23 protein-coding genes are annotated in these 21516 nt (G+C 69.0%); 11 read left to right on the top strand and 12 right to left on the bottom strand.

The annotated features are described in order from the left end of the window. Positions 1 to 58 precede the first annotated feature (58 nt). A complete protein-coding gene (locus AB5I40_RS15840) occupies positions 59 to 751 on the top strand; it encodes a 2-C-methyl-D-erythritol 4-phosphate cytidylyltransferase (protein ID WP_237598604.1) in 693 nt (230 codons plus the stop codon). Here AB5I40_RS15840 and AB5I40_RS15835 read toward each other — a convergent pair whose 3' ends face one another. Both AB5I40_RS15835 and AB5I40_RS15830 read right to left on the bottom strand, forming a co-directional pair. Further along, positions 752 to 1741 (bottom strand): aldo/keto reductase family protein, encoded by a 990-nt coding sequence (locus tag AB5I40_RS15835; protein WP_370939257.1) that lies wholly within the window; start codon positions 1739 to 1741, stop codon positions 752 to 754. Between the two features lie 54 nt (positions 1742 to 1795). Continuing rightward, entirely contained in the window at positions 1796 to 2455 is a 660-nt protein-coding gene (locus AB5I40_RS15830; RefSeq protein WP_370939256.1) for a DUF3043 domain-containing protein, read from the bottom strand. 144 nt (positions 2456 to 2599) lie between these two features. On the opposite strand from AB5I40_RS15830, the gene AB5I40_RS15825 reads away from it, so the two are divergent. Next, positions 2600 to 2977 carry an iron-sulfur cluster assembly accessory protein gene (locus tag AB5I40_RS15825; RefSeq protein WP_037809530.1) on the top strand — a complete coding sequence of 126 codons (378 nt, stop codon included), beginning with the start codon at positions 2600 to 2602 and terminating at the stop codon, positions 2975 to 2977. Between the two features lie 95 nt (positions 2978 to 3072). Here the strand turns inward: AB5I40_RS15825 and AB5I40_RS15820 are convergent, their stop codons facing one another. Then, on the bottom strand, positions 3073 to 3258 hold the full coding sequence (locus tag AB5I40_RS15820) for a hypothetical protein (RefSeq protein WP_370939255.1): 186 nt from the start codon (positions 3256 to 3258) through the stop codon (positions 3073 to 3075). Between the two features lie 154 nt (positions 3259 to 3412). Between AB5I40_RS15820 and AB5I40_RS15815 the strand changes: the two genes are divergently transcribed. Then, positions 3413 to 4402, top strand: coding sequence for a carbohydrate kinase family protein (locus AB5I40_RS15815; RefSeq protein WP_370939254.1), 990 nt, complete (start codon positions 3413 to 3415; stop codon positions 4400 to 4402). Positions 4403 to 4667: 265 nt separating this feature from the next. Here AB5I40_RS15815 and asnB read toward each other — a convergent pair whose 3' ends face one another. After that, positions 4668 to 6602, bottom strand: a complete 1935-nt coding sequence (gene asnB, locus AB5I40_RS15810; protein ID WP_370939253.1) for an asparagine synthase (glutamine-hydrolyzing) — start codon at positions 6600 to 6602, stop codon at positions 4668 to 4670. 212 nt (positions 6603 to 6814) lie between these two features. Between asnB and AB5I40_RS15805 the strand changes: the two genes are divergently transcribed. Further along, positions 6815 to 7762 (top strand): cytochrome c oxidase subunit II, encoded by a 948-nt coding sequence (locus AB5I40_RS15805; protein ID WP_370939252.1) that lies wholly within the window; start codon positions 6815 to 6817, stop codon positions 7760 to 7762. 32 nt (positions 7763 to 7794) lie between these two features. Then, complete coding sequence (locus AB5I40_RS15800; protein ID WP_370939250.1) at positions 7795 to 8217, top strand: cytochrome c oxidase subunit 4; 423 nt, start codon at positions 7795 to 7797, stop codon at positions 8215 to 8217. Positions 8218 to 8228: 11 nt separating this feature from the next. Here the strand turns inward: AB5I40_RS15800 and AB5I40_RS15795 are convergent, their stop codons facing one another. Continuing rightward, a complete protein-coding gene (locus AB5I40_RS15795; RefSeq protein ID WP_370939249.1) occupies positions 8229 to 9137 on the bottom strand; it encodes a DMT family transporter in 909 nt (302 codons plus the stop codon). 83 nt (positions 9138 to 9220) lie between these two features. On the opposite strand from AB5I40_RS15795, the gene AB5I40_RS15790 reads away from it, so the two are divergent. Next, entirely contained in the window at positions 9221 to 10180 is a 960-nt protein-coding gene (locus AB5I40_RS15790; RefSeq protein WP_370939248.1) for a GlxA family transcriptional regulator, read from the top strand. A 148-nt stretch (positions 10181 to 10328) separates the two neighbouring features. On the opposite strand, the gene trpD is transcribed toward AB5I40_RS15790, so the two are convergent. The 3 genes from trpD to AB5I40_RS15775 form a co-directional block, all read right to left on the bottom strand. Further along, positions 10329 to 11372 carry an anthranilate phosphoribosyltransferase gene (gene trpD / locus AB5I40_RS15785; protein WP_370939247.1) on the bottom strand — a complete coding sequence of 348 codons (1044 nt, stop codon included), beginning with the start codon at positions 11370 to 11372 and terminating at the stop codon, positions 10329 to 10331. A 5-nt stretch (positions 11373 to 11377) separates the two neighbouring features. Beyond that, the gene (locus AB5I40_RS15780) at positions 11378 to 11791 is read right to left on the bottom strand and encodes a hypothetical protein (RefSeq protein ID WP_116203867.1); all 414 of its coding nucleotides are present in this window, start codon (positions 11789 to 11791) and stop codon (positions 11378 to 11380) included. Between the two features lie 61 nt (positions 11792 to 11852). Continuing rightward, on the bottom strand, positions 11853 to 12278 hold the full coding sequence (locus tag AB5I40_RS15775) for a ribonuclease E inhibitor RraB (RefSeq protein ID WP_370939246.1): 426 nt from the start codon (positions 12276 to 12278) through the stop codon (positions 11853 to 11855). 107 nt (positions 12279 to 12385) lie between these two features. Here AB5I40_RS15775 and AB5I40_RS15770 point away from each other — a divergent pair, with 107 nt between their 5' ends. From AB5I40_RS15770 to AB5I40_RS15755, 4 genes are read left to right on the top strand one after another with little or no spacing between them, the layout of a single operon-like run. Continuing rightward, positions 12386 to 13012, top strand: coding sequence for a heme-copper oxidase subunit III (locus AB5I40_RS15770; protein ID WP_370939245.1), 627 nt, complete (start codon positions 12386 to 12388; stop codon positions 13010 to 13012). Between the two features lie 55 nt (positions 13013 to 13067). Beyond that, positions 13068 to 13886, top strand: a complete 819-nt coding sequence (locus AB5I40_RS15765; RefSeq protein WP_037809539.1) for a c-type cytochrome — start codon at positions 13068 to 13070, stop codon at positions 13884 to 13886. Continuing rightward, entirely contained in the window at positions 13883 to 15034 is a 1152-nt protein-coding gene (locus tag AB5I40_RS15760; protein WP_370939243.1) for a ubiquinol-cytochrome c reductase iron-sulfur subunit, read from the top strand. Before AB5I40_RS15765 ends, AB5I40_RS15760 begins: the two co-directional genes overlap by 4 nt. Then, entirely contained in the window at positions 15031 to 16689 is a 1659-nt protein-coding gene (locus AB5I40_RS15755) for a cytochrome bc complex cytochrome b subunit (RefSeq protein WP_370939242.1), read from the top strand. The genes AB5I40_RS15760 and AB5I40_RS15755 overlap by 4 nt, the downstream gene beginning before the upstream one ends. Positions 16690 to 16756: 67 nt before the next feature. On the opposite strand, the gene AB5I40_RS15750 is transcribed toward AB5I40_RS15755, so the two are convergent. From AB5I40_RS15750 to AB5I40_RS15735, 4 genes are all read right to left on the bottom strand, one after another. Continuing rightward, positions 16757 to 17212 carry a GNAT family N-acetyltransferase gene (locus AB5I40_RS15750; RefSeq protein WP_370939241.1) on the bottom strand — a complete coding sequence of 152 codons (456 nt, stop codon included), beginning with the start codon at positions 17210 to 17212 and terminating at the stop codon, positions 16757 to 16759. Positions 17213 to 17241: 29 nt separating this feature from the next. Beyond that, on the bottom strand, positions 17242 to 17694 hold the full coding sequence (locus AB5I40_RS15745; RefSeq protein WP_370939240.1) for a GNAT family N-acetyltransferase: 453 nt from the start codon (positions 17692 to 17694) through the stop codon (positions 17242 to 17244). 41 nt (positions 17695 to 17735) lie between these two features. After that, positions 17736 to 18020 carry an Lrp/AsnC family transcriptional regulator gene (locus AB5I40_RS15740; protein ID WP_009074830.1) on the bottom strand — a complete coding sequence of 95 codons (285 nt, stop codon included), beginning with the start codon at positions 18018 to 18020 and terminating at the stop codon, positions 17736 to 17738. An 82-nt stretch (positions 18021 to 18102) separates the two neighbouring features. After that, complete coding sequence (locus tag AB5I40_RS15735; protein ID WP_370939239.1) at positions 18103 to 19821, bottom strand: DEDD exonuclease domain-containing protein; 1719 nt, start codon at positions 19819 to 19821, stop codon at positions 18103 to 18105. A 120-nt stretch (positions 19822 to 19941) separates the two neighbouring features. Between AB5I40_RS15735 and AB5I40_RS15730 the strand changes: the two genes are divergently transcribed. Beyond that, positions 19942 to 21339: an NYN domain-containing protein gene (locus AB5I40_RS15730; protein ID WP_370939238.1), complete on the top strand. Its 1398-nt coding sequence runs from the start codon at positions 19942 to 19944 to the stop codon at positions 21337 to 21339. The last annotated feature ends 177 nt before the right edge of the window (positions 21340 to 21516 follow it).

Raw genomic sequence — 21516 nt, 5'->3', positions numbered from 1 at the left:
TGGGCGTCCCGGCGCCCAACCTACCGCCGCCGGGGCGGGGCCCTTAGGGTCGGTCGGCGTGCGGGAATCGACGGCGGCCGGGGTCGTGCTGGCCAGTGGTGCGGGGACCCGGGTCGGGGCCGCGCTGAACAAGGTCTACCTGCCGGTGGCGGGCAGGCGCGTGGTGGCGTGGTCGCTGGACGCGTTCGCCGCGGCGGCCGGGATCGGCGTGCTGGTGCTGGTGATCCGGCCCGAGGACGCGTCGCTGGCCGAGGAAGTGCTGGCCGAGCTGTCCGTCCCGGTGGAGATCGTGCCCGGCGGCCCGACCCGGCAGGCCTCCGAACTGAACGCGCTGCGCCATCTCGCGCCGCGGATCGCCGACGGGACAGTGGATTCCGTGCTGCTGCACGACGGCGCCCGCCCGTTGGTTACGCCGGAGCTGATCTCCGCGGTGCTGGAGCGGACCCGGGAAGACGGGGGAGCGGTGCCGGGCCTGGCCGCGGACGACGTGGTCTCGATGGCCGGACCGGACAAGGTGGCGGGCCCGCTGCCGGGCGCGATCCGGGTGCAGACCCCGCAGGGTTTCCGGGCACAACCGCTGCTGGCCGCTTACGAGCAGGCCGCCGCGGAAGGGTTTCTCGGCACGGACACGGCTTCGTGCATGGAGCGGTTCTCCGCGCTGCCGGTGCGGTGGGTGCCCGGCAGCGCGGAGAACGTGAAGATCACCTATCCGCACGACCTCGCGGTGGCGGAGCGGTTCCTGCTGCGGTGATCAGGGGGCGACGGTGAGCGCCGGGTCGCTGACGACGACGTCGCCGAGCGCCTCGTCGATCGCGGTCAGCAGCTCCGGCTCGAGCTTGACGCCCGCTGCCTTGACGTTGTCGTAGACCTGCTCCGGCCGCGAGGCCCCGATGATCGCCGACGCGACGTTCGGATTCTGCAGCACCCACGCGACGGCCAACTGTGCCATCGACAGCCCGGCGTCGGCCGCCAGCGGCTCCAGCTTCGCGACCGCGGTGAGGGTCTTCTCGTCGAGGAAGCGCTTGACCATGTTCGCGCCGCCGTTCTCGTCGGTCGCGCGCGAACCGGCGGGCAGCGGCTGGCCGACCTTGTACTTGCCGGTCAGCACGCCCTGGGCCACCGGCGACCAGACGATCTGGCTCAGGCCCTCCCGCTCGGAAGCGGGCACGACCTGCGATTCGATGACCCGCCACAGCATCGAGTACTGCGGCTGGTTCGACACGAACGGGATCTTCAGCTCGCGGGCGAGCGCCGCGCCGCGCGAGATCTGCTCGGCGTTCCACTCCGAGACGCCGATGTAGAGCGCCTTGCCCTGGCGGACCAGGTCGGCGAACGCCTGCATCGTCTCTTCCAGCGGCACCGTGCGGTCGAAGCGGTGCGCCTGGTAGAGGTCGACGTAGTCGGTGCCGAGCCGCTGGAGCGACGCGTTCGCCGATTCGATGATGTGCTTGCGCGAGAGGCCCTTGTCGTTCGGGCCCTTCGGACCGGTGGGCCAGAAGACCTTGGTGAAGATCTCCAGGCTCTCCCGGCGCTGGCCCTTCAGGCCGCGTCCGAGCACCGACTCCGCGGCGGTGTTGGCGTAGACGTCAGCCGTGTCGAAGGTCGTGATGCCGGCGTCGAGCGCCGCCTTGATGCAGGCCTGCGCCTGGTCCTCCTCGACCTGGGACCCGTGGGTCAGCCAGTTGCCGTAGGAGATCTCACTGATGTTGAGGCCGCTGCGGCCGAGACGTCGAAACTCCATGCCCACAGGGTAAACGTTTCGTTCGCCAGGCTAACGACCTGTGTGCCGCACGGCTCAGTTCGGGATCGGGTCCCCGGCCTTCAGCCGCGGCTTCGGAACCCGCAGCTTGCGGATCTGGCTCGCCCGCACGAACGCGTACCAGCCGACGCCCCGCGTGGCCGTCGCCGGTTCCTTCGGGAAGCGTTCCTTGACCAGCTTCGAGATCTTGCGGCCGTTCACGAAGCCCTCGATGGCCATGACCAGCAGCATCGCCATGCAGACCAGGGTGATGTACTGCTGCACCGCCGGCGCGGGGACCAGCAGTGCGAGGAACACCAGAATCGCCAGCGGCATGAACAGGCCGAGGATGTTGCGCCGGGAGTCGACCAGGTCGCGGACGTACGCCTTGACCGGGCCCTTGTCGCGCGGCGGCAGGTACTTGTCGTCGCCTGACATCATCCGCTCGCGGCGGACGCGGGCGGCTTCCTTGCGGTCTTCCTTGCTGACCGGGTTGGCCTTGCGCAGCTCCTTGTTGCGCTTCATCGCCTCGCGCATGGAGGTGGGCGGCGCCGCGACCGGCCCGCGCTTGCGCCCCTCGGCCTCGCGCCGCTTCGGCGTGGCCTTGCCCTTTCCCGGCGTGTACGACTTGCTCGTGACCGGGGAATCGACAGCGGCGGCCTCGGCCGCGGAGTCGTCGGCGGCGGGGTCAGTGGTGCTTCGGCGCAGGAACCTCACCTCACCAGGGTATTGCAGGCGTCACGGCTTTGTTCACCAGGTCGTTCCATATGCGACGATGGAGGGGAACAGATCGGGCGAGTCCCGTGTTGTAAGTAGGACACGAGATGTACCCGCAGCGAGTTCGACCAAAGAGGGAGTGCCATGACGACCGCTGAGCAGACCGGTGCGGCTGCGGCCGAGACCGCCGAGGAGACCCACGGCGTGACGTTGACCGACGCCGCGGCCGCCAAGGCGAAGGCGCTGCTCGAACAGGAGGGCCGCGACGACATGCACCTGCGCATCGCCGTGCAGCCCGGCGGCTGTGCTGGCCTGCGCTACCAGCTGTTCTTCGACGAGCGCACGCTCGACGGCGACCTGTTCCGCGACTTCGACGGCCTCCAGGTCGCCGTGGACCGGATGAGCGCACCGTACGTGTCCGAGGCCGTGATCGACTTCGTCGACACCATCGAGAAGCAGGGCTTCACGATCGACAACCCGAACGCCACGGGTTCCTGCGCCTGCGGCGACAGCTTCCACTGAGCCCAGAACCGACAAACGGGCCCCGGCGCATCCGCGCCGGGGCCCGTTGTTCGTTTCGGCCGCGGCGCGTTCGCCCGCCGCGGAGGTTCGCTGGATCAGACGTACGCGTCGAGGTCGGCGACCTGGGCGTGGCAGGCGTCGTCGACCGTCCACGGCCGCGCGGCCCTCGGCTGGGGCAGCCGGGCCTGGTCGGCGGCTTGCCCGGGGCGCAGCGCGGACGGGAGATGGGCGCAGTCGGCGATCAGGTCGCCGATCGTTTCCGGTTCGGTCGCGAGGTTCACGAATGCCACGCTATTCAGCCGGACTCGAACGGGAAATGAGTACCGGCCGGTAGTGTCGGAACGTGGCGCGGAAACTACCCGGAAGGGTCATGACCAGCGGGTAACTTGCGTCAGGGCGCGAAAAGACAGCTCATCCACCTCGTGAGGAGAACCGGTGGCAGACAAGCCCAGGATCGCCGTGTCGGGCAGCATCGCGACAGACCATCTGATGCACTTCCCGGGGAGGTTCGCCGAGCAGCTCGTCGCCGAGCAGCTGCACCGGGTGTCGTTGAGCTTCCTCGCCGACGACCTCGTCGTGCGCCGGGGCGGCATCGGCGCGAACATCGCGTTCGGCCTCGGCGTGCTCGGCGTGGAGCCGGTGCTCGTCGGAGCCGTGGGCCAGGACTGGGCGGACTACCAGTCGTGGCTGCAGCGGCACGGCGTGGACACCTCCGGCGTGCTGGTGTCCGAGGTCGCGCACACCGCGCGCTTCGTGTGCACCACCGATGAGGACATGTGCCAGATCGCGACATTCTACGCGGGGGCGATGGCCGAGTCCCGGAATATCGAGATGGGGCCGATTTCGGACCGGGTCGGCGGGCTTGGGCTGGTGTTGATCAGTCCGGACGATCCTGAGGGCATGGTTCGGCATGCTCAGGAGTGCCGTCAGCGCGGGTACACGTTCGCGGTTGATCCCTCGCAGCAGCTGGCTCGGATGGACGGGGCGCAGGTGCGGGCGTTTGTGGCGGGGGCCAAGTATCTGTTCAGCAACGACTACGAGTGGGAGTTGTTGCTGCAGAAGACTGGGTGGACTGAAGCGGATGTGCTGGAGCGGGTTGGGCTGAGGATTACCACGCTGGGGGAGAAGGGCGTGGAGATCGTTGGGCGCGATGGGACTGCCTTGCAGATTGGGGCGGTGCCGGAGCGGGGGAAGGCTGACCCTACGGGGGTTGGGGATGGGTTCCGGGCTGGGTTTCTTGCCGCGGTTGATGGCGGGCTCAGTTTGGAGCGGGCTGCGCAGTTGGGGTGTTTGATCGCTGTGCTGGTTTTGGAGACTGTGGGGACGCAGGAGTGGACTCTCGAGCGCGGGGAGGCGTTGACGCGGTTGAGCGAGGCGTTCGGGCCTGAGGCCGCTGAGGAGATTTCGGCGGTTTTGCCTGGTTGAGGGGGCTGCTCGTCGCCTGGCGGCGACATTGCGCCCGTTTGTTGCGTGGGGCACCCCGAAGCGTGAGTGTGCTGACGGTCTGGGGGTGCTTGTCAAGGCGGGAAAGATGCCTTGACAAGCACCCCCAGACCGCAGGGACGCTTCGTATCGGGGTGCGGGGGAGGGGCTGGGTGCGCCTCGAGTTGGGTGCGCTTGCTGCGGTTTTAGGTACGTGAGGGGAACCCTGAGGGAATCAGATTCCCTCAGGGTTCCCCTCACGTCCGTCTTAGAGCTTGACTGGGTAGACCGGTTCTGGGATTTCCGGCTTGATGCGGTGTTCCACGAAGATGCCGTGCCACAGCATGAAGACCAGCAGGGCCCACAGTTGGCGGCTGCGGTCCAGTTGGCCTTCCTTGTGCTCGTCGAGCAGGCGCAGCACGGCGTTCTTGTCCAGGAGCTCATCAGTCTTCGAGTCGTTGATGATGCCGCGGGCCCAGTCGTACATCTCGTTGCGCAGCCACAGGCGGATGGGCACCGGGAAACCGAGCTTCTTCCGGTTCAGCACGTGGCCGGGGATGATCTTCGCCAGAGCTTGGCGCAGCGCGTACTTCGTGGTGCCGTGGGCGAGTTTCTGGTCCAGCGGGATCGAGGCGGCGACCTTGAACACCTCGGCGTCCAGGAACGGCACCCGCAGCTCCAGCGAGTTCGCCATGGTGACCTTGTCCGCCTTGACCAGGATGTCGCCGCGCAGCCAGGTGTAGAGATCCACGTGCTGCATCCGGGCCACCGGGTCCCAGCCGCGGGACACGTCGTACCAAGGGGCGGTGACGTCCTTGAAGCCGACGCCTTCCTCGTACGTCCGCAGCACCGCGCGCAGCTGCTCGTCGCGGAAGTTGCGGGCGTTGCCGTAGTAGCGGTCTTCCAGCGGAAGCGCGCCGCGGCGCAGGAGGTCCTTGCCGCGGGTGCCTTCGGGGATCTTCGTGGACACCTTGCCCAGCAGCTTGCGTACGCCGCCGGGGATTTTCTCGAACGGGGCCAGCGAAATCGGCTCGCCGTAGATCGTGTAGCCGCCGAAAAGTTCGTCCGCGCCTTCGCCGGACAGCACGGCCTTCACGTGCTTGCGCGCCTCGCGGGCGATGAACCACAGCGGGACCAGCGCCGGGTCGGCGACCGGGTCGTCCAGGTACCAGACGATGAGCGGCAGCGCTTCCATCATCTCGTCCGCCGACACCGTGCGGACCACGTGCTTCACGCCGATCGCGGCGGCCGATTCCGCGGCGACGTCCACCTCGGAGTAGCCCTCGCGCTCGAACCCGGTGGTGAACGCGATGAGGTTCGGGTTGTGCTCCTTGGCGAGCGTCGCGGTCGCGGTGGAGTCGATGCCGCCGGAGAGGAACGCGCCGACGGTGACGTCCGGGTCGGAGATCATGTGCTTGCCGACCGAGTCGCGCATCACATCGGCGATGCGCTCGTACAGTGCGTCGGCCTCGGCCTGGCCGTTCACCGGCTTCGCGGCGAACTTCGGGTGGAAGTACCGGGTGAACTCGGTCTTCCCGCCCGGCGAGAGCCGGAACGACGTGCCGGATTCGACGCGGCGGATCGCGGTGTGCAGCGACTCCGGCTCCGGCACGTACTGCAGGACCAGGTAGTGCTGCAGGGCCTTGCGGTCCAGCTCCTGCGCCACGCCGAGCGTGTCCGACAGCTCCAGCAGGCTCTTCTTCTCACTGGAGAACGCGGTGCCCTTCGGGCCGGCGCTGTAGTAGAGCGGCTTGATGCCGAACGGGTCGCGCGCGCCGAAAACCACCTTTTCGGCCGAATCCCAGATCAGGAACGCGAACATGCCGCGCAGCTTTTCGACCGCTTTGTCGCCGAGGTAGTGATATGCCGCGACGATCGCCTCGCCGTCGCCTTCAGTGGCGAATTTCGCACCGAATTTTTCGGCCAGCTCATCGCGCAGCTCGCGGTAGTTGTAGATCTCGCCGTTGAAGTTCAGCGTGTACCGGCCCGGCGCCTCCGGCGGACCCCACACCAGCGGCTGGTGCGCGTGGTCGACGTCGATGAAGGCGAGCCGGTTGAAGCCGTACACGACCTCGGCATCGGCCCAGGTGTCCTGCTCGTCAGGGCCGCGATGGCGCTGGCAGCGCATCGCCGCGCCGACGCTCGCGCGGGCGTCCGCGGCGTCGTTTTCGGTCGCGCAGATCAGTCCAAGCAGGCCGCACACGTGTACTCACACACCTCAGGGTCGGGCCGGTCCGGGGAAGGGCCCAGTATGCCGGGGCGGGGCGCCTCGCCGGGAATGCGGGTGACGCGCGGCGCAACTGGTCACCCCTTGGTCAGCGGGAGCGGCCAACTCGGCTAGGCTCCGCCTGTCACGAAGATCGGTCGAAGAAGGCCCGGTGTGAGAGGGCCTGTTGGGTGAAAGGGCAGGGCGCAGTGGGAAAACCAGAGCGCACCCCGGTGGGTAAGCGGGTCGGGCGTGTCGCCGCGCTGGCCGTGCTGGTGGCGCTGACCGCGACGGGCTGCTCGGGAGACGAGATCCTCCGCTTCGGCTGGCCCAAGGGCGTCACGCCGCAGGCCGACCAGATGCGCACCCTCTGGACGTGGACGGTCGTCGCCGCGCTGGTCGTCGGCGCGATCGTGTGGGCCCTGATCTTCTGGACCGCGATCTTCCACCGCAAGAAGAAGGGCGCGGCCGCCGAAGGCCCCGAGGACCTCCCGCGGCAGTTCCAGTACAACATCCCGCTGGAGATCTTCACGGTCGTCCTCCCGACGATCATGGTCTGCGTGCTGTTCTTCTTCACCGCGACGACCGAGAGCAAGGTCCTCGACAAGAAGCCGAACCCGGACGTCGTCGTCGACGTGATCGCCTTCCAGTGGAACTGGGAGTTCAAGTACGAGGGCGAGAACGCCAAGCGCGCCGACGGCACCCAGGTGAGCACCGTCGGCTCCTCCGGCGAGATCCCGCTGCTCGTGCTGCCGACGAACAAGACCATCGAGTACCGGCTCCGCTCGACGGACGTCATCCACTCGTTCTGGGTCCCGGAGTTCAACTTCAAGCGCGACGTCATGCCGGACCCGGAGAAGAACAACCAGGACAGCTCGTTCCAGAACTCGATCGACCGTGAAGGATCGTTCGTCGGCCGCTGCGCCGAGCTGTGCGGGACGTACCATTCGGTGATGAACTTCGAGGTGCGCGCCTTGTCCCCGGACAAGTTCGACCAGTACCTCAAGCTGCGCGCCGCGACGAACCCGAAGACCGGCAAGCCGAACACCGCGTCCGAGGCACTGGCTTCGATGAACTGCGGCGAGCTGTGCAGCCCGTACGCGGTGACCACGAAGCCGTTCAACACCGACCGCACCGCGCGCACCGCGTCCAACTGACGGCGAACCAGAAGGAGCAGGGGACCAATCCCATGAAGGTCGAAGCCCGGATTTTCTACATGGTGGCGGGGTTTGCCGTCCTCATGACCGCCGTCTACTGGGTCATGACCGCGCTCTTCACCACCGACCAGAAGGCTGAGCCGGTCGGCATCGTCGCGCTGTTCCTGACCGGCGGCCTGGCGTTCCTCGCCGGCAGCTACATGCAGTTCGTGTCCCGCCGGATCGAAGAGCGTCCGGAGGACCGCGAGGACGCCGAGATCAGCGACGGCGCCGGCGAGCTGGGCTTCTTCAGCCCGGGCAGCTACTGGCCGGTCGCGCTGGCCGCGTGCGCCGGTCTCGCCGGCCTCGCCCTCGCGTTCTTCCACATCTGGCTCCTCGTGATGGCGCTCGTGGCGCTGCTCATCGCGGTCGGCGGGCTGGTGTTCGAGTACCACACCGGTCCCGAGCACGACTGAGTACTTCCGCTTCACCGAGACGCCCGGCTGGGGATTCCTGGCCGGGCGTTTCGCGTATCCGCCTTGGCGCGCTGCGGAGCCAGCGCGGCGGCGAGCACGGCCAGCATGCCCAAGCCTTCCGGCCAGGTGAGCCGGTGGCCGAACGCCAGCATGTCCACCACGACCGCGACCACCGGGTACAGGTAGGACAGCAGCGCCACCGTCGTGGTCGGCAGCTTGCCGATGCTGGCGTACATCAGCACGTACATCACCGCCGTGTGCACCGTGCCCAGCAGCAGGAGCCACAGCAGTCCCGGGGCCGAACTCGGCAGTGGCGTGAACATCAGCGCGGGCGCGAGCACGATCGCGCCGACCGTCAGCTGAACCGCGGCGAGCAGATGCGGCCGGATGTGCTTGAGCTGCTTGGCGATGAAGGACGCACCGGCGTAGAGCAGCGCCGCGCCGAGGGCGAGCGCGATCCCGGCGAACCGGACCGGTTGCCCGTCATCTCCTTGTGCGGAAAGGGAAATCACGACAACTCCGGCGAACGCCACGCCTGCTCGCATGAGGTGCGAACGGGCGACTTTCTCGCCGAGGAACATCGCCGCCATTCCGACCAGAATCAGCGGCTGGGTGTGATAAACGACGGTGCTGACGCCGATGGACGACAGCGAGTAGGACGCGAACAGCAGCACCCAGTTGCCGACCAGCAGCAGTCCGCCGGCGACGGCGAGCAGCAGGTCGCGGCGAGTCGGTCGCCAATCGCGGAACCAGCCGCGGGCAAGGGACCACACGATCAGCAGGACGCCGCCGACGAGGCAGCGGGCGAACGCGACGGCCGGGGCGGCCGCGCCGCTTTCGAGCACGACCGCGCCGATCGTTCCGGACAGCGCCATCGCCGCGGACCACTGCAGGACCGGGCGGGATTCGGGGTTCTTCATGCGTCCCAGATTCGCCTTCGCGGCGACGCTCAACCAGTGTCAGAGATGACAATGACCGCAAAACTTGTGACATCCTGGGCGGCGTGGACGTGCAACGGGTCGCCGTGCTGCTCGCGGACCGGGTTTCGCCGTTCGAGCTGGGGGTCGCGTGCGAGGTGTTCGGCACCGACCGCAGCGCGGACGGCATGCCCGGCTGGGACTTCGGCGTGTGCTCGCCGAACGGGGCGGAAGTGGCCAGCTGGTCCGGATTCGGCCTTTCCGGACTGCGTGATCTCGACTTCGCGGCGTCCGCGGATTTAGTGATTGTGCCGACACAAGCGCCGCGGACCGCGCCGCCGCCGGAGCCGTTGCTGGACGCGTTGCGCGCCGCTCGGGAACGTGGCGCGTGGGTGGCCGGGTTCTGCGCGGGAGTGTTTTCCCTTGGCTACGCGGGACTTCTGGACGGTCGCCGCTGCACGGTGCACTGGATCTACGAGCCGGAATTCCGCCGGTTGTTTCCCACTGCGGAAGTCGACCCGCAAGCCCTCTACGCGGACGACGACGGCGTGTTCACCAGCGCCGGAACGGTTGCCGCAGTGGATTTGTGCCTGCACCTCGTGCGGCGACTGCGCGGGGTTGCGGCGGCTACCGCGTTGGCCCGGCGGATGGTGGCCGCGCCGCACCGCGCCGGTGGACAGGCGCAGTTCGTGCAGGCCCCGGTGCCCGCGACGGCCGCGCCGGACGACGCGGTGGTCGCCGAGGCGCTCGAATGGGTGGAACGGCGGTTGGACCAGCCGTTCACGGTCGCGGAATTGGCTCGCCGCAGCGGGTTGGGGGAGCGGACGTTCCTGCGCCGGTTCTCCGCGGCCACCGGGACGACGCCGCATCGCTGGCTGACCGAACGCCGCCTCGACCGGGCACAGGCGTTGTTGGAAGAGGGTTCGCTTTCGGTGGAGGACATCGCGGTCGCGTGTGGATATGCGTCCGCGGCTGCGTTGCGGCACCAGTTTTCGCGGCTGCGCTCGACCACGCCCAGCGCTTACCGGACCGCTTTCCGCTCGTGACCCGTCGGCTCAGAGCGCCCCAATGTGGCGGCTGGGATGAACGTACGTGAGGGGAACCCTGAGGGAATCAGATTCCCTCAGGGTTCCCCTCACGTACCTCAGCGGGGAGCGAGGTCACGCGACCAGGCATTGGGTGCGCTGCGAACGATCAGCGGCCAGTCGAGGAGAACGCGATCCACCGGTCCAGCAGCGTCGCTGCCGCACCGCTGTCGATGGCCTGGCGTGCTCGGTCCAGCCCAGCCGCCAAGTCGTCCTCGAGCGAATCAGAGAAGCCCGCGAAAGCGGCCAGCGCTGCAGCGGCGTTCAGCACCACCGCGTCGCGCACCGGGCCGGTCTTGCCGCTCACCAGTTCCCGGACGACCTCCGCGTTCGCCGCCGCGTCGCCGCCGCGCAGGTCTTCGGCCGTGGCGCGCGGGATGTCGAGCGACTGCGGATCCAAGGAGCGTTCCGTCACCGTGCCGCCGGAGACCACCAGCACCGACGTCGTCGTCGTGGTGGTGATCTCGTCCAGCCCGTCGTCGCCGCGGGCCACCAGCACCGACATCCCGCGCTCGGCGAAAATCTCCGCCAGTGCCCGGGTTTTGTCCGCGTAGGCGCACCCGATCAGCGCGCTTTGCGGCTGCGCCGGGTTGGTGAGCGGGCCCAGCAGGTTGAACGTGGTCGGCACGCCCAGCTCGCGCCGCGGCGGGCCGGTGTGCCGGAACGCCGGGTGGAACGCGGGCGCGAAGCAGAACCCGATGCCGATCTCCTCGAGCGACGCGAGCACCGCCTCGGGCGGCAGGTCGATCTTCACGCCGAGGGTTTCCAGCACGTCGGCCGCGCCGGACTTCGACGACGCGCTCCGGTTGCCGTGCTTGGCCACCGGCGCGCCCGCCGCCGCCGTGACGATCGTCGCCATCGTGGAGATGTTCACCGAGTTCGACCGGTCGCCGCCGGTGCCGACGATGTCCACCGCCGGGCGGCTCAGCGTGATCCGCCGGGCGTGCGACAGCATCGCGTCGGCCATGCCGGAGATCTCCGCGGGCGTTTCGCCCTTGGCGCGCAGCGCGACCGCGAAGCCGCCGATCTGCGCCTGCCCGGCACTGCCGGACATGATCTGGTCCATCGCCCACGCCGTGTCCTCCGCGGACAGGTCCTCGCCGGCGATGAGCCGGGTGAGCAGCGCGGGCCAGGTGTGCGGGGTGGCGCCCACCGGGCTCAGCCGCCGTTGACGGCGGGGACCCGCCCGGCGCGCAGCACGCCGGCGACGGTCTCCGCCGCGGTCAGCGGGTCGAGCGGGTGCACCAGCACGGCGTCGGCCAGCGCCCAGGTGGCGAGCCATCGGTCGTCGCGGCGGCGGACGGCCACCACGATCGGCGGGCAGTCGTCGATCTCGTGCTTGAGCTGGCGGGTCAGCCCGATGCCGCCGGTCGGCTGGGCCTCGCCGTCGAGGATCGCCAGGTCGACCGAGCCCGCGTCCATTTCGGCGAGCACGTCGGCGATGCCGGACGCCTCGACCCACTCGACGCGGCCGAGGTCGGCCGCCGGGCGCCTGCCGACGGCGTTCATGATCGCCTCGCGGACCTCGGCCTTGTGGCTGAACACCAGGATCCGCTGGGACTGCTCGCTCATTGAGCACGCCTCCGTCTCGTCACGGGTGGAACAGCCGCGATCGTATCCGCCGAGACGCATCTCACGCGGACGCGGTGGGCGAGTCACCCGGTTGCCGCGCCTCCCAGCCCGGCGCGTCGCCGCCGAGGCGCTGCGCCAAACCGGCCATCCGGGACCGTTCCTGGGCGCAGTGCAAGGCGTCCAGCACCTGCACCCGCCGCGCGTGCGCCAGCACCCGGTCGCCGTCGCGGCTCTGCTCGCGCAGGTCGTAGCCGTCCTGGGCGAGGATCGCCGCCGCCTCTTCGATCCGGTCCGCCGGAAGCACGAGGTGATGCACCAGCACCGCGGGCGCTTCGCTTGCCCAGCCGGGTGAATCGGCCAGCACCGCGGAGTCCGCGACGGCCGGATCGAACGCCGAAACGACGACCCGCAGACCGGGCGCGTCCGGGTCCAGAACCGCGTTTTCCGGCTTTCTCGCCAGGTCACGGAGCTTCTCCAGCCAACTCACGAGTAGCTCCTTCCGGTGCTGGTCCGCCTCTCGCGCGCGGGTGTGACGCGAAGCTCCCACGACCCGCCGCAGACCCGGCGGGCGGGGTGCCCGCACGAGAGGACATAATGCGATTCGTGACAACGGCAGCTCCCACCATCAGCCAGCGGGTCCACTCGCTGAACCGGCCGAACATGGTCAGTGTCGGCACCGTCGTGTGGCTGTCCAGCGAACTGATGTTCTTCGCCGGACTGTTCGCCATGTTCTTCACCGTCAAGGCGCAGAACCCGGCCGGGGCGTCCTGGCCGCCGCCGTTGCACGGCGAGGAATTCCACCTCAACGTCGCGTACGCGATCCCGTTCACGGTGATCCTCGTGCTGTCGTCGCTGACCTGCCAGTTCGGCGTGTTCGCCGCGGAGCGGGGCGACGTCTACGGGCTGCGGCGCTGGTACATCGTGACGCTGATCATGGGCGCGATCTTCGTGGCCGGGCAGGCGAACGAGTACCACAACCTCGTCGAGGAGGGGCTGACGATCCCGTCCGGCCCGTTCGGCACGGTGTTCTACCTCGCGACCGGTTTCCACGGCCTGCACGTGATCGGCGGGCTCATCGCCTTCGTGTTCCTGCTGGTCCGCACGAAGCTCAGCAAGTTCACTCCGGCGCAGGCCACCTCGGCGATCGTCGTGTCGTACTACTGGCACTTCGTCGACATCGTGTGGGTAGGCCTCTTCGCGGTGATCTACATCCTTCCCTGATCTCCGCACCGCCCACCACAAAACGGCCTGAACTGACAGCAAGGGTTGCCGCAAGATGACCACCAGCACCAAATCCTCGGAGCGCCGGTTCCGCGCGCGCTCGAAGATGCGCAGGCGCCTCGCGGGCGTGCTCGCACTCGGCGTCGCCCTGGTGGGGGCCGGCGCCCTGTACGCCGTCTTCGCCCCGGAACCGCAGACCGCGCAGGCACAGGGCGACCCGGCGCTGCTGCGCCAGGGCGAGCAGGTCTACAACAACACCTGCATCGAATGCCACGGCGCGAACCTCGAGGGCGTCAAGGACCGCGGTCCGAGCCTCATCGGCATCGGCGACGCGGCCGTCTACTTCCAGACTTCCTCCGGCCGGATGCCCGCGGCGCGCCAGGAGGCGCAGATCGCCCGCAAGCCGCCGAAGCTGACCCCGAGCGAGATCGACGCGGTCGGCGCCTACGTGCAGGCGCACGGCGGCGGCGCGCAGCGTCCGGAGGAGCGCGGCGAGGCGCTGCGCGGCAACGACCCGGCGCGCGGCGGCGAGCTGTTCCGCCTCAACTGCGCCTCGTGCCACAACTTCACCGGCCGCGGGGGCGCGCTGTCGGCGGGCAAGTACGCGCCGCCGCTCGACCCGGCCACCGAGGAGCAGATCTACGACGCGATGCTCACCGGGCCGCAGAACATGCCGAAGTTCTCCGACCGCCAGCTCAGCGCGGAAGAGAAGAAGGACATCATCGCCTACGTCAAGTCGGTGTCCGACGGCAACAACGACCCGGGCGGCAACGGTCTCGGCGGGGTCGGCCCCGCCTCCGAAGGCGTCATCGCCTTCGTCGTCGGAATCGCCGCGCTCGTCGGCATTACGCTGTGGATTGGATCGAAGGCATGAGTGCCGAAGGGCCCAAGCCGCCCTCGGAGGCGGAGCTGGCTGAGATGGACCGCGACGAGCTGCTCAAGCTCGGCGGTCAGCTGGACGGCGTCGAAATCGTCGACTACCCGGAGCCGTGGCCGGTCGAGGGCACCCGCGCGGAGCGGCGCGCGCAGCGCCTCGTCGCGTTCTGGTTCGCCCTGTCCGCGCTCGCCGGCCTGGCGTTCGTGGTCGTGATGGCCTGGCCGAAGTGGTGGGAGTACAAGGACCCGAGCGACCCGACCGGGCACTCGACCTACAGCCTCTACACCCCGGCGCTCGGCGTCACGCTCGGTCTCGCGGTGCTGTCGCTCGGCATCGGCGTGATCCTCTACACCAAGAAGTTCGTCCCGCACGAGACCTCGGTGCAGCAGCGCAGCGACGGCCCGTCGGCCGAGGTCGACCGGGCCACCATCCTGGCCCACCTTGCCGACGCCGGGACCCGCAACGGCATCGCCCGCCGGTCGCTGATCAAGCGCACCGCCGGCGCGGGCGCGGGCGCGCTCGGCCTCGCGGTGGCGGCGCTCCCGATCGCGTCCTTCATCAAGGACCCGTGGAAGGACACCGAGAACAAGGACGGCCTCTGGCACACCGGATGGCTGCCGCAGTTCAAGGGCGAGAAGGTCTATCTGCGCCGCAACACCGGCAACCTCGAGGCGGACGTCAAGGAAGGCGTCGCCCTGGTCAAGGCCGAGGACCTCGACGCAGGCGCGATGGAGACGGTCTTCCCGTACCGCGAATCGGAAAAGGGCGACGAGAAGAAGCTGTCCGAGGCGCTGATGCGGGTCGACAACCCGGTCATGCTCATCCGGCTGCGCCCGACCGACGCCGCGCGCGTGGTCAAGCGCAAGGGCCAGGAGGACTACAACTTCGGCGACTACTACGCGTACACGAAGATCTGCAGCCACGTCGGCTGCCCGACCTCCCTGTACGAGCAGCGCACGAACCGCATCCTCTGCCCGTGCCACCAGTCGCAGTTCGACGCCCTGCACTACGCGAAGCCCATCTTCGGCCCGGCGACGCGTCCGCTGGCGCAGCTTCCGATCACGGTTGACGAAGAGGGATACTTGATCGCGAAGGGCGACTTCAACGAGGCCATCGGACCGGCCTTCTGGGAGCGTAAGTCATGAGTTCACTCACCACGCCGACCAAGGGCACGAGCGCACTCCAGAAGCACCTTGGCGAGGCCGCGGACAACGCGGACCAGCGGTACAAGCTGGCCAAGGGCCTGCGGCACCAGATGAACAAGGTGTTCCCGACCCACTGGTCCTTCCTGCTGGGCGAGATCGCCCTGTACAGCTTCATCGTCATCCTGCTGTCCGGGGTGTACCTGACGCTGTTCTTCGACCCCTCCATGCAGGAGGTCACGTACCACGGCAGCTTCACGAACATGCAGGGCATGCAAATGTCCCAGGCGTTCCGCACCACGCTGGACATCTCGTTCGACGTGCGCGGCGGCCTGTTCGTGCGGCAGCTGCACCACTGGGCGGCGCTGATCTTCGTCGCGTCGATGATGGTGCACATGCTCCGGATCTTCTTCACCGGCGCGTTCCGCAAGCCCCGTGAAGCGAACTGGGTCATCGGCGGCCTGCTGCTGATCCTGGGCATGTTCGAGGGCTTCTTCGGCTATTCGCTCCCGGACGACCTGCTGTCCGGCACCGGTATCCGCGCGACCCTGTCCGGCATCGTGCTGTCGGTGCCGGTGATCGGCACCTGGATCCACTGGGCGCTGTTCGGCGGGGAGTTCCCCGGCGACCAGATCATCCCGCGCCTCTACACGCTGCACATCCTGCTGGTCCCGGGCATCATGCTGGCGCTGATCGGCGCGCACCTCGCGCTGGTCTGGTACCAGAAGCACACCCAGTTCCCCGGCGTGCGGCGCAAGGAGACCAACGTCGTCGGCGTGCGGATCATGCCGTACTTCGCCCTCAAGGGCGGCGCGTTCTTCACCCTGGTCGTGGGCGTGCTGGCGTTGATGTCCGGCCTGTTCCAGATCAACCCGGTGTGGAACTTCGGCCCGTACAACCCGTCGATGGTGTCCGCGGGGTCCCAGCCCGACTTCTACATGGCCTGGGCCGACGGCATGCTCCGGATCTGGCCTGCCTGGGAGGTCTATCTCGGGAACTACACGATCCCGGCGGTGTTCTTCCCCGGCGCGATCGGCATGCCGATCCTGTTCGCGCTGCTGCTCGGGTATCCGTTCCTGGAACGCAAGCTGTCCAAGGACAACGCGGCGCACAACCTGCTGCAGCGTCCGCGCGACGCACCGGTCCGCACCGCGCTGGGCATGATGGCGCTCGGGTTCTTCGCGGTGATCGAGCTGTCCGGCTTCAACGACATCATCGCCGACCAGTTCGACATCTCGCTGAACGCGACGACGTGGGCCGGGCGCATCGGCGTGCTGATCGTGCCGCCGCTGGCGTACTACTTCACCTACCGGATCTGCCTTGGCCTGCAGCGGTCCGACCGGGAAGTGCTGGAGCACGGCGTCGAGACCGGCATCATCAAGCGGCTGCCGCACGGCGAGTTCATCGAGATCCACCAGCCGCTGGGCGGCACGGACAGCCACGGCCACGCCATCCCGCTCGAGTACCAGGGCGCGGCGGTGCCGAAGAAGATGAACAAGCTCGGCACCGCGGGCCACGCCGTCCCCGGTTCGATCTGGACGCCGGACCCGGCGGAAGAGACGAAGGCGCTCGACCGCGCTCGCGGCAACGGCCACGGGAACGGCAAGGCGCAGGTCGAAGGGTCCGAGGAGTCGACCGAGGTCGGTTCCGGGCACTGAGTCCTTTCTGGTCAAGCCGGAAGGCCCCTTCCTCATCGCGAGGGAGGGGCCTTCTTGCTGTGGTTGCTTAGAGCTGGATGCGGCCGACGATCTCGCCGTCTTCGTCGATCTCGCCGGTGGGCTTGAAGCCGAGCTTCAGATAGAACGGTTGTGGGCTGTGCTTGCCCGGCATCCAGCTGACCGTGACGGATTCGGCGTCGCGGCGGCGAGCTTCAGCCAGGACGGCTTCGACCGCGAACCGGCCGTAGCCCTTTTTCTGGTGTTTGGCCGCGATGTTCAGCCGCCAGAGGTAGGAGCGGTAGTAGTCGGTCGGGTTGTCCGGGTCGAAGGCGGCCATGACGAAGCCGACGAGTTTCTTCCCGGTGTAGACCAGCCTCGGCCAGGCGATGTCCGGCTGGACGTAGGCTTCGGCGAGCGAGCGGGCGACCGAGGAAACGTAGTCGCGCTGGTGCTTCGCCACTTTGAGATCGCAGGCTTTTTCCACGTTGTCGACCGTGATTTCGACCAGACGCAGGGTCGTCATGCGAAGTACGGTAGCGCGGCCCGCGGGCTTCAGAGCCGGATGCGCGCGACGACCTCGCCCTCGTGAATCTGGCCGGTGGGCTGGAAACCCAGCCGCAGATAGAACGGCTCCGGGCTGTGCTCGCCTGGCTCCCAAAGCACCGTCGCGGACTCGTTCCCGCGCCGACGTGCCTCCGCCAGCACCGCTTCGACAGCGAACTTCCCGTAGCCCTTCTTCTGGTGCTCGGCGGCGATGTTCAACCGCCAGACGCCGCACCGGAAGTAGTCGATCGGACAGCCCGGATCGAAGGCGGCCATGACGAAGCCGACGAGGTCGTCCCCGGCGTAGACCAGCCTTGGCCAGGCCGTGTCCGGCTGGGTGTAGGCCTCCGCCAGCGACCGGGCGACCGGGGCCACGTAATGCTCCTGGTGGGGCGCCACCGACAGATCGCAGGCCGCGCCCACGTTGTCGCTGGTGACCTCCGCCAACCGCAGTGTCGTCATGCCCCGGACGTTAGCCCGGGGGTACGACAATTCCCGGCGGGTCAGGCCCCTTCGACGCCGATCTCGAACGCGGAATCGGTGTCGGCGCGCGAGTAGGACCGGAACGCGATGTGGGTGACCGTGTCGAGCACGCCGCGGACCTTGCCGATGCGGCCCGGGATCAGGTCGGCGAGGTCCTCGTGGGCCTGCACGCGCACGGTGGCGATGAGGTCGACGTCCCCGGCGCACGAGTAGACCTCGGACACCTGGTCGAGGTCCGCGATCGCCTGCGCGGCCTGCGGGATCTCCTCGGCCTCTACGTTGATCAGCACGATCGCCGTGATCACAGCGTTCCTCCCACTTGCTGGCGGTAACTACTCGAGCGCGATCGTAGCCGGGAACGCCCCCGAGGACGCCGTGGCGGGGCGGTCAGCCTGCGACATGTTCCAGGGAACGGGCGTCGGCGACTCTGGCCAGCCAGGCTTGCCATCCCGCGACGGCGGCAGGCTCGGCCCACGGTCGCGTAGTACGGACAAGCCGGGTCCCAGGCCGGGCGAGCCAGCGCAGCAGAATCCCGACCTCCTCGCCGGGAGCGCCGCGCAATGGCCCATCCCCAGGCAGTACAGTTTCCCCTGCGGCGACCAGGGATTCGACCACCGGCATCGGCGGCACTCCACGGCGCGCGACCCCAGCGGAAGCGAGCCTGCCGTAACGGATGACGGACAGCTCCCAGCCACCATTGCCATCCGGAGCGGCCGCGATGAGTTCCGCGACCGACGCGAGCGCGGCCTGCCGATGCGCGCGGCCGACGGCACGGACCAGCCCGGCCAGTTCGTCGCGGTGCCGGGCGGCCTGTTCGTAATGCCTTCGCTCCGCCATCTCCTCCAGCCTCGCCGCGGCCAGATGCAACGGGCGGCCGTCGTGACCAGCGATGAGCCCACGAGCGGCTTCCACGGCGGGGGAGTAGTCGTCGACGGTCTGCCGCCCCGCACACGGCGCTCCGCAACGACCAAGCTCCGCCAGAACGCAGGGCGTGCCGGACGCGGAGGTGGCCGAGATGCGTTGCGTGCAGGTGCGCAAGCCGGAGGCGTCGGCAAGGGTCTCGGCGGCGGTGCGCGCGTCGGCTTGGCTGCGGAACGGTCCGAGCGTGCCTGCGCGCGGCAGGCGTACCACGGAAAGCCGTGGGAAAGCCTCGTCGGTAAGGCTGATCCACCAGCCGTGGTGCGGGTTTTTCGAACGCCGGTTGTACGCCGGCCGGTGCGCGGCGATCAGCCGCAGCTCGCGGATCTCCGCCTCAAGGGAGTGCGCGCACTCGATGGCGTCCACCCGCTCCGCCAGCGCGACCATTTCCCGGATCCGGCCCCGGCTTTCGGAACCGGTGAAATAAGTCCGCACACGCCGTCTCAGGTCCCGCGCGGTGCCGACGTACAGCACTTCGTCGCGTGGTCCCTTGAAGAGGTACACACCCGGCCGGGACGGGAGGTCGGCGGCGAGGTTTCGTTTGCGACGCTGGGCTGGCGTGACGTTCGGGAGGTAGTCGATCAGCTCCTCGACGGTGTGGACGCCGAGGTTGCCGACGCGCTCCAGCAGCGCGTGCAGGACGTCGGTGGTGGCGCGGGCGTCGTCGAGCGCACGGTGCGTCGGCCGGGTGCGCGCGCCGAGCAGCATCGACAGCGAGGACAACCGGTAGCTTCGCGCTTCTTCGCGCGGGATGACCCGGCGCGCGAGCTTCACCGTGCAGACGACGGTGGGGCGCGGCCAGACGTAGCCGTGTCCCTCGCAGGCCGCCTTCATGAAGCTGGTGTCGAAGCCGGAGTTGTGCGCGACCAGCACGGCACCCGCGATGAACTCCAGGAACGCGGGCAGCACGCGTTCGATCCGCGGCGCGTCGTAGACCATCGCCTGCGTGATCCCGGTCAGCTCGACGATCTGCGGCGGGATCGGCGTGCCCGGGTTGACCAGCGTCGCGAACTCGCCCAGCACCTGTCCGGCGCGGACCTTGACCGCGCCGATCTCGGTGATCCCGTCCGGGCCGGGCTTGGTGCCGGTGGTTTCGAGGTCGAACACGACGAACGTGGTGTCCCGCAGCGGGGTGCCGAGCTCGTCGAACGCCAGCTGAACCTGGTCCGGCCTCGGTCGGGTCTCCATGATCGCGCACAGTAGGCCCGACCACCGACAATCTTCGCGCGCGCCGCCCGTGGCCCGATGGTGACCAGCGGAACGGGCCGGTGCGGCGCGGGATCCGGCGGCGGGGCCTACCCTGGACCAATGCACCCTCAGCCCGTCGAACCGGAAGAAGCCGCGGAGGCCGTCGGCCCCTCGGCGGTTCCGGCGCGGGCGGAGGAGGACGTCGAGGTCCCGGAAACGGGGACGTGTCCGGAACCGTCGTCGTGGACGAGCCTGCCGGAGGCGGTGCGCGAGCGCATCGCCGAACTGGCCGCGGCCGCGGTGGCGAAACTGCCGGTCGCGGACGTGCCGAGGCAGCTGCGGCCGGTCGCGAAGTTCGCTCCGGCCAAGCGCGCGAAGCTCGGCGGCACGGCGCTGCTGACCGCGTTGGGGGATTCCGCGCAGTTCCGTACCGCGGTCTTGGAATGGCTGCGCGAGCACCGGACAGACGCACTCGACCCGAACGTTTCGGACTCCGTCGCGGCCGCTGCCGCCGCGGTCCTGCTCGGTGAATCCGGTGCGGCCGGACGCGTGCGGCTGGTCGCGAAGAACGCCGAAGAAACCGCGTTGCGCGCTGAGCGGGACGCGGCGCTGGCCCGGAATCAACGTCTTGAAGCCGAACTCGCCGAGCTGCGCGCTGAGTTGGAAGAGGCGCGCGGAGCGGTCGAGAGCGTGCGCGGCGAACGCGAGGCCGAGGTCGAGAAGCTGCTGCGCCGGCTGCGTGAGCAGGGCGTGCTGCTGCGGCAGGCCAAGGACGCGGCCGAGGCTGCGCGAGCCGAGCTGGCCGACGGGGGAGCGACGCGGCAACGCGAGATCGAGACGCTGAACGTGCAGCTCGACCGGGAACGCCGCCGGGTCGCTTCCGAACGAGCCCGTGCTGAACGGGCGGTCGCGGACGCGGAGATGGCCCGGCAGTCGGCGCGCGAGGCCAGGGAGGCCGACGAGGTCCGGCTGGCGTTGCTGGTGGACACCATCGACGGTGCCGTGCACGGCTTGCGTCGTGAACTCGCTTTGGGCGACCGCGGCGCGCGCCCTGCCGACATGGTGAGCGGCGCGCGGTCCGGGCTCGGCCCTGGCGGGCGGATCCAGGACGTCACGGCGCTCGACCGGCATCTGGCGTTGCCGAACGTCCATCTCATCGTGGACGGCTACAACGTCACCAAAACGGGTTATCCGGAGCTGGCGCTGGCCGACCAGCGAGATCGGCTGGTGCATCAGCTCTCGGCGCTGGCGGCGCGCACGTCGGCGGAGGTCACGGTGGTCTTCGACGGGGCCGGCGTGCTGTCGGTGCCCGCCGCCGTGCCGCGCGGGGTGCGAGTGCTGTTCTCCGAGCGTGGGGTGCTCGCCGACGACGTGATCCGGTCCCTGGTCGCGGCCGAGCCGAAGGGCCGTCCGATGGTCGTCGCGACGTCCGACCGGGCGGTCGCGGATTCGGTCCGCGCGGCCGGTGCGCACCCCGCTCCGTCGGCCGTGCTCGTCAGCCGATTGGGTCGAGTCTGACCCTGCCCGACGTGCGGGCCCCGAAAATTGTCGGTGGTGCTTCCTACCGTTTGTTCCCGAGGCGATTCCCGGAACCGGTCCGGGGACTTCTCGGAGGAACGGAGGCTCGGCGATGAGCGAGAACAAGCAGGAGCGGTTCGGGGCCGGTTACGGCGTGCGTGCGGAGGGCTCGGCTGG

It is taken from the genome of Amycolatopsis sp. cg13 (genome assembly GCF_041346965.1).
Classification (GTDB): Bacteria; Actinomycetota; Actinomycetes; order Mycobacteriales; family Pseudonocardiaceae; genus Amycolatopsis.
This window is presented reverse-complemented; position numbering and strand designations above follow the sequence as displayed.